The organism is Amycolatopsis thailandensis (assembly GCF_042723255.1).
Lineage (GTDB): Bacteria > Actinomycetota > Actinomycetes > Mycobacteriales > Pseudonocardiaceae > Amycolatopsis > Amycolatopsis thailandensis.
Genome location: NZ_JBHXJK010000041.1, coordinates 1 through 13,842, shown reverse-complemented (window position 1 = coordinate 13,842; position 13,842 = coordinate 1). Strand labels below are relative to the sequence as shown.

At 68.4% G+C, this 13,842-nt stretch carries 16 protein-coding genes; 9 read left to right on the top strand and 7 right to left on the bottom strand.

The annotated features are described in order from the left end of the window. Positions 1–48: 48 nt before the first annotated feature. Positions 49–810 carry a polyphosphate--glucose phosphotransferase gene (gene ppgK, locus ACFWMR_RS18270; protein WP_167406000.1) on the bottom strand — a complete coding sequence of 254 codons (762 nt, stop codon included), beginning with the start codon at positions 808–810 and terminating at the stop codon, positions 49–51. Between the two features lie 67 nt (positions 811–877). Here ppgK and ACFWMR_RS18265 point away from each other — a divergent pair, with 67 nt between their 5' ends. Beyond that, complete coding sequence (locus ACFWMR_RS18265) at positions 878–1,696, top strand: inositol monophosphatase family protein (RefSeq protein ID WP_093932582.1); 819 nt, start codon at positions 878–880, stop codon at positions 1,694–1,696. Between the two features lie 79 nt (positions 1,697–1,775). On the opposite strand, the gene cei is transcribed toward ACFWMR_RS18265, so the two are convergent. Continuing rightward, positions 1,776–2,459, bottom strand: a complete 684-nt coding sequence (cei, locus tag ACFWMR_RS18260; protein ID WP_378379193.1) for an envelope integrity protein Cei — start codon at positions 2,457–2,459, stop codon at positions 1,776–1,778. Between the two features lie 453 nt (positions 2,460–2,912). Here cei and ACFWMR_RS18255 point away from each other — a divergent pair, with 453 nt between their 5' ends. Then, positions 2,913–3,221 (top strand): DUF4193 domain-containing protein, encoded by a 309-nt coding sequence (locus tag ACFWMR_RS18255; protein WP_005164528.1) that lies wholly within the window; start codon positions 2,913–2,915, stop codon positions 3,219–3,221. Between the two features lie 101 nt (positions 3,222–3,322). Here the strand turns inward: ACFWMR_RS18255 and ACFWMR_RS18250 are convergent, their stop codons facing one another. Beyond that, the gene (locus tag ACFWMR_RS18250; RefSeq protein ID WP_093932580.1) at positions 3,323–3,823 is read right to left on the bottom strand and encodes a DUF3093 domain-containing protein; all 501 of its coding nucleotides are present in this window, start codon (positions 3,821–3,823) and stop codon (positions 3,323–3,325) included. A 24-nt stretch (positions 3,824–3,847) separates the two neighbouring features. Here ACFWMR_RS18250 and dut point away from each other — a divergent pair, with 24 nt between their 5' ends. Beyond that, positions 3,848–4,330, top strand: coding sequence for a dUTP diphosphatase (gene dut, locus ACFWMR_RS18245; RefSeq protein WP_026467910.1), 483 nt, complete (start codon positions 3,848–3,850; stop codon positions 4,328–4,330). After that, positions 4,330–4,989 (top strand): DUF3710 domain-containing protein, encoded by a 660-nt coding sequence (locus tag ACFWMR_RS18240; protein ID WP_378379192.1) that lies wholly within the window; start codon positions 4,330–4,332, stop codon positions 4,987–4,989. Before dut ends, ACFWMR_RS18240 begins: the two co-directional genes overlap by 1 nt. Here the strand turns inward: ACFWMR_RS18240 and ACFWMR_RS18235 are convergent. Next, the gene (locus ACFWMR_RS18235; RefSeq protein ID WP_378379191.1) at positions 4,986–5,696 is read right to left on the bottom strand and encodes an alpha/beta fold hydrolase; all 711 of its coding nucleotides are present in this window, start codon (positions 5,694–5,696) and stop codon (positions 4,986–4,988) included. The genes ACFWMR_RS18240 and ACFWMR_RS18235 overlap by 4 nt on opposite strands. Positions 5,697–5,798: 102 nt before the next feature. On the opposite strand from ACFWMR_RS18235, the gene ACFWMR_RS18230 reads away from it, so the two are divergent. Then, positions 5,799–6,179, top strand: a complete 381-nt coding sequence (locus tag ACFWMR_RS18230; protein ID WP_020637383.1) for an OB-fold nucleic acid binding domain-containing protein — start codon at positions 5,799–5,801, stop codon at positions 6,177–6,179. A 9-nt stretch (positions 6,180–6,188) separates the two neighbouring features. After that, positions 6,189–6,932: a DUF3159 domain-containing protein gene (locus ACFWMR_RS18225; protein ID WP_093932576.1), complete on the top strand. Its 744-nt coding sequence runs from the start codon at positions 6,189–6,191 to the stop codon at positions 6,930–6,932. Between the two features lie 11 nt (positions 6,933–6,943). Here ACFWMR_RS18225 and ACFWMR_RS18220 read toward each other — a convergent pair whose 3' ends face one another. Together ACFWMR_RS18220 and ACFWMR_RS18215 are read right to left on the bottom strand one after the other, a co-directional pair. Further along, the gene (locus tag ACFWMR_RS18220; protein ID WP_007033567.1) at positions 6,944–7,600 is read right to left on the bottom strand and encodes a potassium channel family protein; all 657 of its coding nucleotides are present in this window, start codon (positions 7,598–7,600) and stop codon (positions 6,944–6,946) included. After that, entirely contained in the window at positions 7,600–8,265 is a 666-nt protein-coding gene (locus tag ACFWMR_RS18215) for a potassium channel family protein (protein ID WP_378379190.1), read from the bottom strand. The genes ACFWMR_RS18220 and ACFWMR_RS18215 overlap by 1 nt, the downstream gene beginning before the upstream one ends. A 151-nt stretch (positions 8,266–8,416) precedes the next feature. On the opposite strand from ACFWMR_RS18215, the gene ACFWMR_RS18210 reads away from it, so the two are divergent. From ACFWMR_RS18210 to ACFWMR_RS18200, 3 genes are all read left to right on the top strand, one after another. Further along, the gene (locus tag ACFWMR_RS18210) at positions 8,417–10,444 is read left to right on the top strand and encodes an APC family permease (RefSeq protein WP_378379189.1); all 2,028 of its coding nucleotides are present in this window, start codon (positions 8,417–8,419) and stop codon (positions 10,442–10,444) included. Further along, complete coding sequence (locus ACFWMR_RS18205) at positions 10,441–11,646, top strand: class I SAM-dependent RNA methyltransferase (protein WP_093932573.1); 1,206 nt, start codon at positions 10,441–10,443, stop codon at positions 11,644–11,646. The genes ACFWMR_RS18210 and ACFWMR_RS18205 overlap by 4 nt, the downstream gene beginning before the upstream one ends. Positions 11,647–11,778: 132 nt before the next feature. Next, the gene (locus ACFWMR_RS18200) at positions 11,779–12,123 is read left to right on the top strand and encodes a hypothetical protein (protein WP_378379188.1); all 345 of its coding nucleotides are present in this window, start codon (positions 11,779–11,781) and stop codon (positions 12,121–12,123) included. 75 nt (positions 12,124–12,198) lie between these two features. Here the strand turns inward: ACFWMR_RS18200 and ACFWMR_RS18195 are convergent, their stop codons facing one another. After that, a complete protein-coding gene (locus ACFWMR_RS18195; protein WP_378379187.1) occupies positions 12,199–13,446 on the bottom strand; it encodes an HNH endonuclease signature motif containing protein in 1,248 nt (415 codons plus the stop codon). Positions 13,447–13,842: the final 396 nt, after the last annotated feature.

Genomic DNA, 13,842 nt, shown 5'->3' with positions numbered 1-13,842 from the left:
GCGACCCGCCGAAGTGACATCCATGGCGCGGATGTCAGCCCGGTCGCGTCAGTGCTCGATGCCCTCCGCGGCGGCGGCCGCCGCGCCGACGATGCCCGCGTTGTTCTGCAGGGACGCGACGATGACCGGCGTGCGGATGTCCAGCAGCGGAACCCATTTGTGCGACTTCTTGCTGACGCCGCCGCCGACGATGAACAGATCCGGCCAGATCAGGTTTTCCAGCACGGAGAGATACCTGTTCACCCGTTCCGCCCATTCGGGATACGAGAGTTCCTCGTTGTCCTTCACCGACGCGGCGGCTTTCTTTTCCGCATCGTGACCATCGACCTCGATGTGGCCGAACTCGGTGTTGGGCACGAGCTTGCCGTCCTGGAAGACCGCGCTGCCGATGCCGGTGCCGAAGGTCAGCAGCGCCGTCACGCCGCGCCGCGCCACCGGGTCGCCCCAGCGGATCTCGGCCATTCCGGCGGCGTCCGCGTCGTTGAGCATCGCGACCTGGTCCACGCCGCGGCCGAGCCGCTTGGCGAACAGGGCGTCGGCGTCGGTGCCGATCCACTTGCGGTCGATGTTGGCCGCGGTGTGCGCGACCCCCTTCTTGACCACCGCGGGCAGGGTGACGCCCACCGGGCCGTCCCAGCCCGCCTGGCCGGTGATCTCGGCGACGACGTCCGCCACCGCCTCGGGGGTCGACGGCTTCGGCGTGTCGATGCGGATCCGGTCGCCGATCAGCTGTCCCTGCGCCAGATCGACCAGCGCCCCCTTGATCCCGCTGCCACCGATGTCGATACCGAAACCTCGGGTCGCCTCCACCACGGACGTGGTCCCTTCTCGCACGATTCAGAAGCCTGCCTCGGAGACTTTAACCGGATGTGGTGACATGGCGGACGTGGGAGTTGACGAGACGTTGCTGAAGAGTGTCGCCGAGCGTGTCGCGGGCGAGGCCGCCGAGCTGGTCCACGAGGCCTGGACCGGGATGAACGCGGGCCGCGAGGTGCGGGTGGACACCAAATCCGCCGACACCGACGTGGTGACCGCGGTGGACCACGAGTCGGAACGGCTGGTGCGCGCCCGGCTCGCCGAACTGCGCCCGGACGACGCCGTGCTCGGCGAGGAGGGCGGCGGGATCGCCGGCGACGGGGTGACCTGGGTGGTCGACCCGATCGACGGGACGGTGAACTTCCTCTACGGGCTGCCGTGGTTCGCCGTTTCGGTGGCCGCGCAGGTCGGCGGGGTGTCGGTGGCGGGAGCCGTGATCGAACCGGTCAGCGGGCGCCGCTGGACCGCCGCGCGCGGGCAGGGCGCGTTCCTCGACGGGCGGCCGTTGTCGGTCAACACCCCTTCCCGGCTGGATCTGACGCTCGTCGGCACCGGATTCGCCTACAAGGTCGAACGGCGCGCGAAGCAGGCCCGGTTCGTCGCGGAACTGGCGACGCGGGTGCGGGATGTCCGGCGCAACGGGGCCGCCTCACTGGATCTGTGCGCTGTCGCGGCGGGCTGGCTGGACGCCTATGTCGAACACGGCCTCGGACGCTGGGACTGGGCCGCCGGCGCGCTCATCGCCGCCGAGGCGGGTGCCCTGGTGTCGGTGCCGGGGGAGGACGCCGAGCTGGGGCCGGACGCGACGTTCGCGGTGGCGCCGTCGATCGCGGCGCCGTTGCGTCAGGCGCTGATCGACTCGGGTGTAGGCACGATCTGAGCTCCCGGTAAGCGCTATGAAGGACGCTTTCATTGCAAATTTTGCAATGAAAGCGTCCTTCATAGCGCTTGAGGGTGGGTCAGCAGGGTGCTTCGCGGGCGGCCTTCAGCAGGGCCTGGTCGATGACCGGGGCACCGCCGCCCGTGGACTGCTCACCGCCGCCGTTGCCCTGCTGCGCCTTCGACCACTGCGTGAGCTGGTCGAGGACCTTGCGGGCCTCCGCCTTCGGGCGGATGTCGCCGAGCAGGGTGCCGGTGGTGAGCGTGACCGAAGCGTCCTTGCGGTTGTCCTTGACCAGTTCGGCGCACGGGACCACCAGGCTCAGCGTTCGGGCCGCGGCCGCGCCGTTCTCGCCGAAGCGGATCTGGCCGCGGCACTTGGCTTCGGCGTTCTTGTAGGCCGGGTCGCTGGCGGGTTCGAGCACCTGGGTGAAGCCGATTTCCCGGAGCGTGTTGGTGGCGATGCCGCCCTGGCCGCGGACCTGCGAGCCGTTGAGCACCTGAAGGGCGACCTTGTCCGGCGGCACCGGCGCGCGGTCGTCGAGACCGTCGTGCGCCAGGGGCGTGTACGTGACGCCCTCCTGGGCGATGGGCGGAGGAGAGCAGCGGATCTTGGCGTCGATGTCGGCGTTGCTCGCCACGACGTTCACCCAGACGATCACCGCGCCGAGCGCCAGCACCCCGATGACGATGAGTGCGGGCAGCGGCTTGTGCTTGCGATACGGCCTCGCCCCGCGGTCCCCGATGCCGTTCCCCGACGCCACCTGCCAGTCCCTTCCCCAAAGCCCGGATCCCCGGACGGTGCTTTATCTCACCATCGTGTCCGATCAGCCTATGCGTTGCGGCGGAAGCGATCGGCGCGGGCCTCCGGATAGCACCACGCGATGGCCACTCCGGGCAAGCGGCCGGGCCCATGCGGTGAGGTACCCGACGTGGGGGCAACCCATTCGGAGGACAGACGTCTTGAAGACAGGTTCCCCCTGTTGGGTGACGTAATCGCGGCAATGTCTGACTCGTTGCAGAGCCGGTATCGAGGTGAGCTACCCTTCGCGGGCTCAGGCGGCAGTAAGAGGCGCAAAAGAGAGACCTCGCTCACTGCCCAGCCGGGCACAAACAGGGGCGCTGGGACGTTAACCAGCGGCACGAAGGACTCACGAGCCGCGCGCTCGTGTGTCCGGGCCATCTGACATCGAAAGCATCGCAGGGGTGAGGGACTAATGGCGACCGACTACGACGCTCCGCGCCGCAGCGAAGCCGACGAGCTGGCCGAAGACTCGTTGGAAGAGCTGAAGGCACGGCGCAACGAAAACCAGTCCGGCGTCGTGGACGTCGACGAGGACGCGACCGCCGAGAACTTCGAGCTGCCGGGCGCGGACCTCTCCGGACTTTCCGGGGAGGACCTGACCGTCAAGGTCGTGCCCAAGCAGGCCGACGAGTTCACCTGCTCCGTCTGCTTCCTGGTGCATCACCGCAGCAGGCTGGCGGAGGAGAGTGGCGGACGGCTCATCTGCCGCGACTGCGCCTGAGCCTACGGGCACAGGGGACGGCGCGACAGGGGTTTCGGGGACTGAACAGGAATAAGGGGGCCGGCCACATGGCCGGCCCCCTTTCCCGTGTCCGGGATCCGTTACTCCGAAGACTTCGAAGCGGTCCGGCGCAGCAGCGCCGCCACCTTCTCCGGATTGCGCGTGCTGAACAGCCAGTACGGCGTCGGGTCATCGGGGTCGGTGAGCCAGACCCGCACGACCGGGCCGACCCAGCCCCGGTGCAGCACGAAGGCGGCCGGATCGGCGTCGCGGCCGAGCGCCTTGCGCTTCGCTTCCTTGTCGATGACCTCGACGTCGCCGACGAACTTCAGCGGCAGGTGCGCGTCGCGCAGCCACAGCTCGGGCTCGGCGCCTCCGGTGACGCGGACGCGAGACCGGCCGAGCGAGATCATCAGCGCGATCACCGCGGGGATCAGCACCACATACGGCAGCCAGCCGCGGAGCCCGGGATAGCCCATGTCGATCTCCGCCGCCAGCAGCCCGCCGCCCAGCAGCGGCAACGGCCAGCCCCACCAAGGGACGTAGAGCCGCTCTGAATGCCCGACGGTGCCGCCTTCGGCCGTGTTCACGCTTTCACCCACGTGTTCAGGGTAGTCTCGCCGCCCGTGTCCACCGTTCAGGTACTGCTTTCCCGGATCGATCCTTCGGTCCCCCTCCCCGCCTACGCGCGCCCCGGTGACGCGGGCGCCGACCTCGTCACCACTTCGGATCTCGTGCTCGCGCCCGGCGAGCGCGGCGTGGTCGGGACGGGCGTCGCGATCGCCCTGCCACCCGGTTACGCGGGCTTCGTCCATCCGCGGTCGGGTCTCGCGGCCCGGGTCGGCCTCTCGGTCGTCAACACCCCGGGCACGATCGACTCCGGGTACCGCGGTGAGATCCGCGTCTGCCTGATCAACCATGATCTCTCCGAGAAGGTCGTGCTCACCCGCGGCGACCGGATCGCGCAACTGGTCGTGCAACGGGTCGAACAGGCCGAGTTCGTCGAGGTCGCCGAGCTCGAGTCGTCCGAGCGCGGCGAGGGTGGGTATGGCTCCACGGGCGGACACGCCACACTGGGAGCCGGAGCCAGGGAAGGAACGGAGAACTAGTGGGGATTTTCGGACGCAAGCGCGACGCGAAGCCGAGTGGACGGCACGCCGCGCCCGAGGTCGAGGAGCGCCCCGACAGCGCCGCCGACGACGCCGAGGAGATCGAGTCGCAGCTGTCGGAGACCGCGGACGGCCCGTTCGACCTCGCCGACGCGCCCGAGGACGGCATCCCGAGGATCGACCTCGGTTCGGTGAAGGTGCCGGTGCCCGACGGTTCCCAGGTCCAGGTCGAGATGGACCCGGAGAGCGGCGGCGTCCGCGCGGTGCACGTCGTCACCGAGCAGGGCCAGATCACCGTCAGCGGTTACGCGGCGCCCCGGTCCGGCGGCCTGTGGAAGGACGTCAGCACCGAGCTCACCGAGCAGCTGCGGGCCGACGGTGCCAAGGTCTCGGTCGGCATGGGGGAGTGGGGGCTGGAGCTGTCCGCGATCGTCGGCGACGTCGCGTTGCGGTTCGTCGGGGTCGACGGCCCGCGATGGATGCTTCGCGGCGTCATCGCCGGGCCGCAGTCCCAGGCGTCGCAGGCGCCGGCGGTGCTGCGGGAGATCGTGCGGCACACCATCGTCGACCGCGGTGACGCGCCGATGCCGGTCCGCACCCCGCTGACCATCACGCTGCCCGACGCCGTCGCGCAGCACATCGCCGAGCAGCAGGGTTAAGCGCGGGCTTTCAGCCAGGCCAGCACGGTCGCCCGGCCCAGGGATTCCCGGTCCGCGCCGAGGGCGGTGAGCGTCGACTCGCCGACCTCGGCGCGCGGCAGGGCGTCCGCCCACACCCGGGCGACTTCCACTGGATGGATCGGATCGTCCACGCAGGCGCCGATCCCCGCGGGCACGTCGAGGCCCTTGAGGTCTTCGAGCGACGGCGCGGGATGTGACGCGGCCGTCCGCAGGCTCTCCACCAGTCCCTCGCCGTGCCGCCGCCACGCGCGGCCGAGTTCGGTGGAGAGCCAGTCCGGGACGCCGTCCGACGATTTCGCCAGCGCGCCGCCGACCCCGTTTTCGGCCACCAGATCCGCTGACAGCCGCGCGGCGAGCGACGCGGGTGCTCGCCCGGCCGGGCCGTTCCAGGCCGGGAGCGCGGCCAGCAGGCCGGTGCAGCGCCCCGGATTGCGGACGGCCCACTCCGCCGAGAGGTGCGCGCCGAACGAGATGCCGCCGACGAGCAGCGGACCGTGCTCGCCCGACAGCCTGTCCAGCTCCGCGAGATAGCCGTCCGCGAGCCGGTCTCCCGGGGGCGGCGGCGGGGTGAGCAACCGGACGCCGAGTGCCCGCAGCGGACCGGAGAACACGCTGCGCACGAACACTTCGTCGGACCCGGTGCCGGGGAGTACGACTGCCGTCGTAGGCGGAATAGCGGAGGTCACGTTGCGATCTTCTCCCAAACAGGTTGTCCTGGTCCGGACACAGTTACGCTGGATCACGCACGGGCCGTTCAGTCGGGGGCCCCGGAGCACAGGAGCACCGTTATGCCCGCCAAAGACGGCGGCTACTTCAGCCGGTTGGTTCGCAAGCTGACCAGCGACGTCGAGGATCTCGACGCCGACGACCTCTCCGAAAAATCCGAGGCGGGCGGGGCGCAGCGCGCCTGCGACTGCCGGTCGGGCGAAGAGGTGACGGTGCTCGGCAGACTCCGCAGTGTGGAGCTCTGCCCGACCAACGAAGCGGCGACACTGCAGGCCGAGCTGTTCGACGGCACACAGGGTGTGACGCTAATCTGGCTCGGACGCCGCCGGATCCCCGGGATCGAACCCGGGCGAACCATCAAGGTGCGCGGCCGGATGGCCGAACGTGATGGTCAGAAGGTGCTTTACAACCCGTATTACGAACTTCAGAGCCCTGTGAGTTGATCCCGCATCGTGACTGAACCCGCCGGCGGCGACCAGAAGAAGACCGGGGAACCGGACGAGGCCGACAAGCCGCAGCCCACCCTGCTGGAACAGATGGGCGGGCTGTCGGGACTGTTCTATTCCTCGCTGCCGGTCATCGTGTTCGTCATCGCGAACTCCATCTTCGGCCTCACGGTCGGGATCTGGGCCGCGGTGGGCAGCGCGGTGGCGATCACCGTGCTGCGGATCGTGCGCAAGGAGCCGCTGCAGCCCGCCATCTCCGGGTTCTTCGGCGTGGCGATCGCGGCGTTCATCGCGTACCGGACCGGATCGGCCAAGGGCTTCTTCCTGTTCGGCATCTGGACGAGCCTGGTCTACTTCGGCGTCTTCGTGCTGTCGATCGTCGTGCGCTGGCCGCTCGCCGGGGTGGTGTGGAACGCGCTCAACGGCAGCGGTCAAGCCTGGCGCAAGGACAAGAAGTCGCTGATCGCCTATTCGATCGCGACCGGCGCCATGGCGCTGATCTTCGGTGCCCGGTTCGTCGTGCAGCGCTGGCTCTACGACGAGGACTACACCGGCTGGCTGGCCTTCGCGAAGATCGCGATGGGCTACCCGCTGTACGCGCTCGGCCTGCTCACCGTCGTCTGGGCGGTCCGGCGGTCGGACAAGCACCTCAAGGCGCTGGCCGAAGAGGCTCCCGCCGAGGAGACCGACGAAGAGGTCGAGGCTCGCCTGCGCGCGAAGTACGCGCAGGCGCCCGTCACGGAGAACTAGTAACCCCGCTTCTAATAACCCAGCGCGGTCCGGATCTCCGGCTCCACGTCCGACGTCGCCACGAACAGCAGCTCGTCACCCGGCTCCAGCGGGTCTTCGGGCTGCGGCACGATCACCCGGTCCCCGCGCAGGATCGTCACCAGCGCCGCGTCCCTCGGCAGGTTGATCTCGCTGACGGCCTTGCCCGCCAGCGGGGTCTCCTCCGGGAGGGTGAGTTCGACGAGGTTCGCCTGGCTCTGCCGGAACGTCATCAGCCGCACCAGATCGCCGACGCTCACCGCCTCCTCGACCATCGCCGCGAGCATCCGCGGAGTCGACACGGCGACGTCCACGCCCCAGGCGTCGTTGAACAGCCACTCGTTGGCCGGGTTGTTCACCCGCGCCACCACCCGGCGCACCGCGAACTCGGTCTTCGCCAGCAGCGACACCACCAGGTTCGCCTTGTCGTCGCCGGTCGCGGCGATCACGACGTCGCACTGCTCGATCCCGGACTCCTCCAGGATCGACACCTCGCACGCGTCGCCCAGCACCCAGTCGGCCTGCTCCACGGTGTGCGGCTCGAACTGGTCGGCCTCGCGTTCGATGAGCATCACCTGGTGACGCCCGTCGATCAGCTCCGCGGCGATCGACCGGCCGACCGCGCCGGCCCCGGCAATCGCGACCCGCATCAGTTCTCCTCTTCCGGTTCGCGAGCGGCGACGCTGGTCACGTCGCTGACGGTGCCTGATTTCGCGGCGACGTACACGACGTCGTCCGCCTGGATCACGGCCTTGGTGTCGGGCAGGACGGCGGTGCCGAACCGCATGATGAACGCGACCCGCGCGCCGGTGGTGTCCTGCAGGTCGCGCACGCTGTGCCCGACCCAGCCCTCGTGCAGGGGGAGTTGCAGGAGCGCCACGCTGCCCGAGGGATCCCGCCACTCCGAGGCGACGCCGTCGGGCAGCAGGGTGCGCAGGAACCGGTCGGTCGTCCACGGCACGGTCGCCACGGTCGGGATGCCGAGCCGTTCGTAGACGGCCGCGCGCTTGTGGTCGTAGATCCTGGCGACGACCTTGTCGATGCCGAAGTTCTCCCTGGCCACGCGAGCCGAGATGATGTTGGAGTTGTCGCCGCTGGACACCGCCGCGAAAGCACCCGCGCGTTCGATCCCGGCCTCGATCAGCACCTGCCGGTCGAATCCGACGCCGACCACCTGCTGACCGTGGAAATCACTGCCGAGCCGCCGGAACGCCTGCTGGGTCTTGTCGATGATGGCGACTTCGTGCCCCAGCCGCTCCAGCGCCGCGGCAAGGGATGCGCCGACCCGGCCGCATCCCATGATCACCACGTGCACGCCCTGCCTCCTTAGTCTTCGGACGTTCACCCGTCCGCAGGTACCCAGACATACCAGCGCCGAACCTACCGTGGGGACCGACCGTTACTCCACCGTCCTCCCCGCCGCCACCCTCAACGGAGACGCTGCGCGTCACAGCTAGTCTTCCCAGGTGTCGAAGTTCCCGACCGTATTGAAGCGGCTCGTCCTCGGACGTCCATTCCGGAGTGACCGCCTCTCGCATACGCTGCTGCCGAAGCGCATCGCGCTGCCGATTTTCGCGTCCGACGCGTTGTCGAGCGTCGCCTACGCGCCTGAGGAAATCTTTCTGACCCTCAGCGTCGCGGGCCTGTCCGCGTACGCGTTCGCGCCGTGGATCGGCGTCGCCGTCGCGCTCGTCATGCTGGTCGTGGTCGCCTCCTATCGGCAGAACGTGCACGCCTATCCCAGCGGCGGCGGTGACTACGAAGTCGCCAACACCAACCTCGGCGGCAAATTCGGCCTCACCGTCGCCAGCGCGCTGCTGGTCGATTACGTGCTCACCGTCGCGGTTTCGACGTCTTCCGGCGTCGCGAACATCGGTTCCGCGATTCCGTGGGTGGCGCAGCACAAGGTGATCGCCGCGGTCATCATCGTGGTCGTGCTGACCGCGCTGAATCTGCGCGGAGTGCGCGAATCGGGCAAAGCGTTCGCGATCCCGACCTACGGATTCATCATCGGCATTCTCGGGATGGTCGTCTGGGGGTTGATCGAGGCCGCCTCGGGTGCCGACATGCGCGCCGAAAGCGCCGATTTCGGACTGCACGAAGAAGCCTCTTTGACCGGTTTCGCGTTCTTCTTCCTGCTGTTGAGGACGTTCTCCTCCGGTGCGGCCGCGCTGACCGGTGTCGAGGCCATCAGCAACGGTGTCCCGGCGTTCCGGAAACCGAAGTCGAAGAACGCGGCGACCACGCTGCTGATGATGGGCGTACTAGCGGTCACGATGCTGGTCGGCATCATCACGCTGGCGATCGTCACCGAGGTCAAGTTCGCCGAACATCCGGAGACCCAGCTTTCCGGCGCGCCGGCGGGGTACGAGCAGAAGACGATCGTCGCGCAGATCGCGCACGCGGTGTTCGCCGACTTCACCCCGGGCTTCTACTACATCTCGTTCGTCACCGGGATCATCCTGCTGCTGGCCGCGAACACCGCGTTCAACGGCTTCCCGGTGCTCGGCTCGATCCTCGCGCAGGACCGCTACCTGCCGCGGCAGCTGCACACCCGGGGCGACAGGCTGGCGTTCTCGAACGGCATCCTGTTCCTCGCGGCGTTCGCGCTCGTGCTGATCATCGCGTTCGACGCCGAGGTCACCAAGCTCATCCAGCTCTACATCGTGGGCGTCTTCGTCTCCTTCACGATCAGCCAGGCGGGCATGATCCGGCACTGGAACCGCCTGCTGGCCAGGGAAACCGATCCGGCGGTGCGGCGGCGGATGCGGCGTTCGCAGACGGTCAACGCGATCGGCCTCACCATGACCGGCACCGTGCTGGTCATCGTGCTGGTCACGAAGTTCCTGCTCGGCGCCTGGATCGCCATCGCGGCGATGGTGGCCATCTACGCGCTGATGACCGCGATCCGCAAGCATTACGACCGGGTCGCCGAGGAATTGCGCGAGATGGACCGGAAACCGGCCGTCCTGCCGTCGCGCAACCACGCGATCGTGCTGATTTCGAAACTGCACCTGCCGACCCTGCGCGCGCTTTCCTACGCCAAGGCCGTGCGGCCGGACGTCCTCGAAGCCGTCACGGTGAACGTCGACGACATCGAGACGCGCAAACTCGTCCAGGAATGGGACGACCACAATTTCAAGGTGCCGCTGAAGGTGATCGAATCGCCGTACCGCGAGATCACGAAACCCGTGCTGGACTACGTGAAGCGCGTCCGCGGCGACAATCCGCGCAACGTGGTGACCGTGTTCATCCCCGAGTACGTGGTCGGGCACTGGTGGGAGCAGGTCCTGCACAACCAGAGCGCGCTGCGGCTCAAGGGGCGGCTCCTGTTCCAGCCCGGTGTCATGGTGACCAGCGTGCCGTGGCAGCTCGAATCGTCGGAAAAGGCGATCAAACGCGACCGGAAGGCACGTCCGGCGGCGGGCGACGTGCGGCGCGGCTTCTCCCCGGTCGTCAAACAACCCGAGAAAACGAAGGACAAAGCAGAATGAGTGTGGACGCGTCGACCGGTACCTGGCTCGGCCGGACGATCGAGCTGGAGGTCGGCGCGGTCGCGCACGGCGGGCACTGTGTCGCGCGGACCGAAGGCCGGGTCGTCTTCGTGCGGCACGCGCTGCCCGGCGAGCGGGTCCTGGCCTCGGTCACCGAGGACAAGGGCGGTTCCTTCTGCCGCGCCGACGCGATCGAGGTCCTGGAGGCGTCACCGGAACGTGTGGAGCCGCCGTGCCCGCTCGCGGCGCCAGGGGAGTGCGGCGGCTGTGACTGGCAGCACGCCGCTCCGGGGTACCAGCGTGAACTCAAGGCCGCGGTGGTCATGGAGCAGCTGAAGAGGCTGGCCGGGATCGACCGCGAAGTCGTCGTCGAAGCGCTCGACGGCGGTCCGCTGGACTGGCGCAGCCGCGTCCGGCTCGTCGCGGGCAAGGACGGCCGCGCGGGGTTCCGGGCGCACCACAGCCACCGGGTGATCCCGATCGACGACTGCCCGATCACCGTCCCCGGCGCGCTCGACGACGTCGTGTCGCGGAACTGGCGGCCCGGCAGCGAAATCGAGGTCACCAAGGACGGCGAAGGTCAGGTGCACCTTCGTGATCTTTCGACGGTCCACGGGAAGACCCGGTCGCGGCAACTGTCGGGCGGCCTCGCCGTGCAGCACGCCGCCGGCCGCGACTGGCGGCTCGACGCCCACGGCTTCTGGCAGGTCCACCCGGCCGCCGCGGACGTGCTCGCCGCCGTCGTCGCGGAATGGGCCGAGGCGCCGCGTGACGGCGTGGCGTGGGATCTCTACGCCGGTGTCGGCCTCTTCGCGTCCGTGCTCGCTTCGCAGGTCGGCCCGCGGGGACGGGTCCTGGCCATCGAGTCCGGCCGCCGCGCCGTGACCGACGGCGAGGAGAACCTGGCCGACCTCCCGCAGGTCCGCTGGCGCTCCGGCCGCGTCGAACACCTGCTGGCCGACGCCCCGAAGCCGGTCGATGTCGTCGTCCTGGACCCGCCGCGCAAGGGAGCCGGAAAAGCCGTCGTCGAGTCCATTGTGGAGGGTTCGCCGGACCGGATCGTCTACGTGGCCTGCGACCCGGCGGCGCTGGCCAGGGACATCGCGCTGTTCAAGGAGCACGGCTACGGCTTGGTGGACTTGCGTGCTTTCGACGCCTTCCCGATGACGCACCACGTCGAATGTGTTGCATTGTTGCAATAACGGTATCTTTTTAGACCGTCGGAATGGATCGGTTTCGTGTGCCTTGTCCGGGCGCCGGAGTGCTCGCTAACTTGAGTTTCGATAAAGCGAAATCTCATGACGGCGGGGAATTCCGATCCAGTGCTCCCTTCAATGCTCCCACCCGGTGTGACCGCGCAGGAGATCACCTATCGGAACGACCGGAAGCAGGTCATCTACACGGCGCCTTACGCGTCCGAGGGACCCCTCCTCACCCGGGACCTGCTGGGCAGGCAGGCGTGGATGTTCATGTACGCCCACTTCGTCTTTGTCTGGGTCGAGGGCGCCGTCCAGGTTCAGGTCAGTCACGGCACCTTGGCGGGACCGAAGATGCAGTTGTGGAAGGGCGTCAGTATTCCTGAATACTGGTCGGGGACCGCGCTGGCCGAGTTCGGGCAGGCGTGGGCGTTGAACCAGATCTCCGGGAGCCGGGGTACTCCGGCCGTTGTTTCCGTCTGATGCTCTTCGGGGATGACGCACGTAGCCCGAAGAGCCCGTCGCCGATGTGGTGGCGGGCTCTTCGGGCTGGCTGGGTCAGGTGACGACGCGGTGCAGCAGATTGCGCCGGGGATGTCTTAAGGGGTCCAGATACTGGGGCGGTATGAACTCCGGTATCCCGTCGGGTGCCATCCGGACCTGCCAGTCGTCGTGGTGGACGAGGCGGTGGTGGAAGCCGCAGAGCAGGACCAGGTTCCGCAGGTCGGTGGGTCCGCCGTCGGCCCAGTGCCGAATATGGTGGGCGTGACAATGCTTCGGCGCCCGATGGCATCCGGGGAACGCGCAGCCTCCGTCGCGGATGTTCAGTGCCCGGCGCTGACCGGGGGTGACGAACCGTCTCATGCGCCCGACGTCGAGGGGTTCACCGGCGGCGCCGAGAACCACCGGGATCATCAAGCAGTCGCAGGCCGCCAGGCGTGCTTCGCGGGCGGTGATGGTGCCGACGAAGTCCAGGCACGCTGTCCCAAGCCCGGTTTTCAACGCCTCCAGGCCGATGGTCACGTGCACCAGCGTGCGGTAGCCGGAGGTGCCGGGCTGATCGGGGCAGGCTACGGCGAGATCGAGCAGGTCTGCCCAGGCGTCGCCGTAGCGTTGCGGCATGGTGCGGTGGTCGGCCTGGCCGAACTCGTCGACCGGCCGCCGCGCGGCGTGCGCCTCCAGTGCGGCAGCGGTCCGTGCCCCGGTTTCCGGGTCCAACAGCCCGGACAGTTTCCAGAAGCCGTCCTTGCGGCGTTGCACGAACACTTCCCGGCGGGGCGGGGCGGGTTCCGGCTCGTCTTTGGGCTCGTTGCCGTCGGGATCGAGGTGCGCGAGCAGGTCCGCGCCCGCTTCGGCGATCTCCTTCGGCCCGGCGTGGCGGGCGAGTTCGGCGAGGATCTTGTCCGCGCCATCGCGCTCCTCCGCGGGGACTTTCCGGAGAACGTCCAGGATCAGGTCGATGTGCTGGTCGCCGAGTTCCCCGTCCTCGGCCGCGGTGGCCGTCGCGGGCGCGAACACCCTCGCCTCACCACCGACCTCCGGGAAAGGATTCAACGCCAGCGCCCGATTCACCACGTCTTTCGCGTCACCGTGGGAAATCCTGGCCACGTCGGCGAACCAGCGTGACGCGCTCCCGTAGCCGAACAGGTCTTCCGCGCCCCGCGACTCGACCTCCGCCAGGTACTTCCCCAGCGCGGCCGAGGCCACCCTGAGCACCTGCAGCAGCTGCGTCACGCCATGGGCAAGCTCCAGCTTGCCGGCGCGCCACAACTCCTGCGGCAACTCGGGAACGGTCGTCTCGGACATGCCTCCATATTACCGAAAATGCCCGAGAAAGTGTTCGTAATTTTAAGCGACACCGCAAGCTGCACATTTCCCACTGATGGGTGAAATGAGCGGCTGGCGTGGTGACAGGCAGAAAGTCCGTGAGTGGCAGGGGCAGTTATTTAGGCAGGGCAAAGAGTTCATGTTCGCTTGCGGGTGTTCCGGCTCCGAAGGTTGCGAAAGCCACTTTCGCAACCTTCAACGTTGTGAAAGGGGCTTTCACAACGCTTTCGGCTCCACCCGCCCACCGGACCTTGCCGGGCCGAGGTGGTCGTGAGTGGTAAGGACAGTTCTATTGCGAGGTAAGGCAAAGGTGGCGTGCTCGCCCGCGCGCCGGTCTCGGTGTCGCGAAAGCCACTTTCGGGACACCACACGTCC

What these genes read in the sequence shown, in the direction of transcription:
- ACFWMR_RS18205 (WP_093932573.1), top strand. Translation starts at nt 10,441, where the DNA reads ATGAGTGTGGACGCGTCGACCGGTACCTGGCTCGGCCGGACGATCGAG.
- ACFWMR_RS18220 (WP_007033567.1), bottom strand. Translation starts at nt 7,600, where the DNA reads ATGCGGGTCGCGATTGCCGGGGCCGGCGCGGTCGGCCGGTCGATCGCC.
- ACFWMR_RS18230 (WP_020637383.1), top strand. Translation starts at nt 5,799, where the DNA reads ATGCCCGCCAAAGACGGCGGCTACTTCAGCCGGTTGGTTCGCAAGCTG.
- ACFWMR_RS18265 (WP_093932582.1), top strand. Translation starts at nt 878, where the DNA reads ATGGCGGACGTGGGAGTTGACGAGACGTTGCTGAAGAGTGTCGCCGAG.
- ACFWMR_RS18200 (WP_378379188.1), top strand. Translation starts at nt 11,779, where the DNA reads ATGCTCCCACCCGGTGTGACCGCGCAGGAGATCACCTATCGGAACGAC.
- ACFWMR_RS18255 (WP_005164528.1), top strand. Translation starts at nt 2,913, where the DNA reads ATGGCGACCGACTACGACGCTCCGCGCCGCAGCGAAGCCGACGAGCTG.
- ACFWMR_RS18195 (WP_378379187.1), bottom strand. Translation starts at nt 13,446, where the DNA reads ATGTCCGAGACGACCGTTCCCGAGTTGCCGCAGGAGTTGTGGCGCGCC.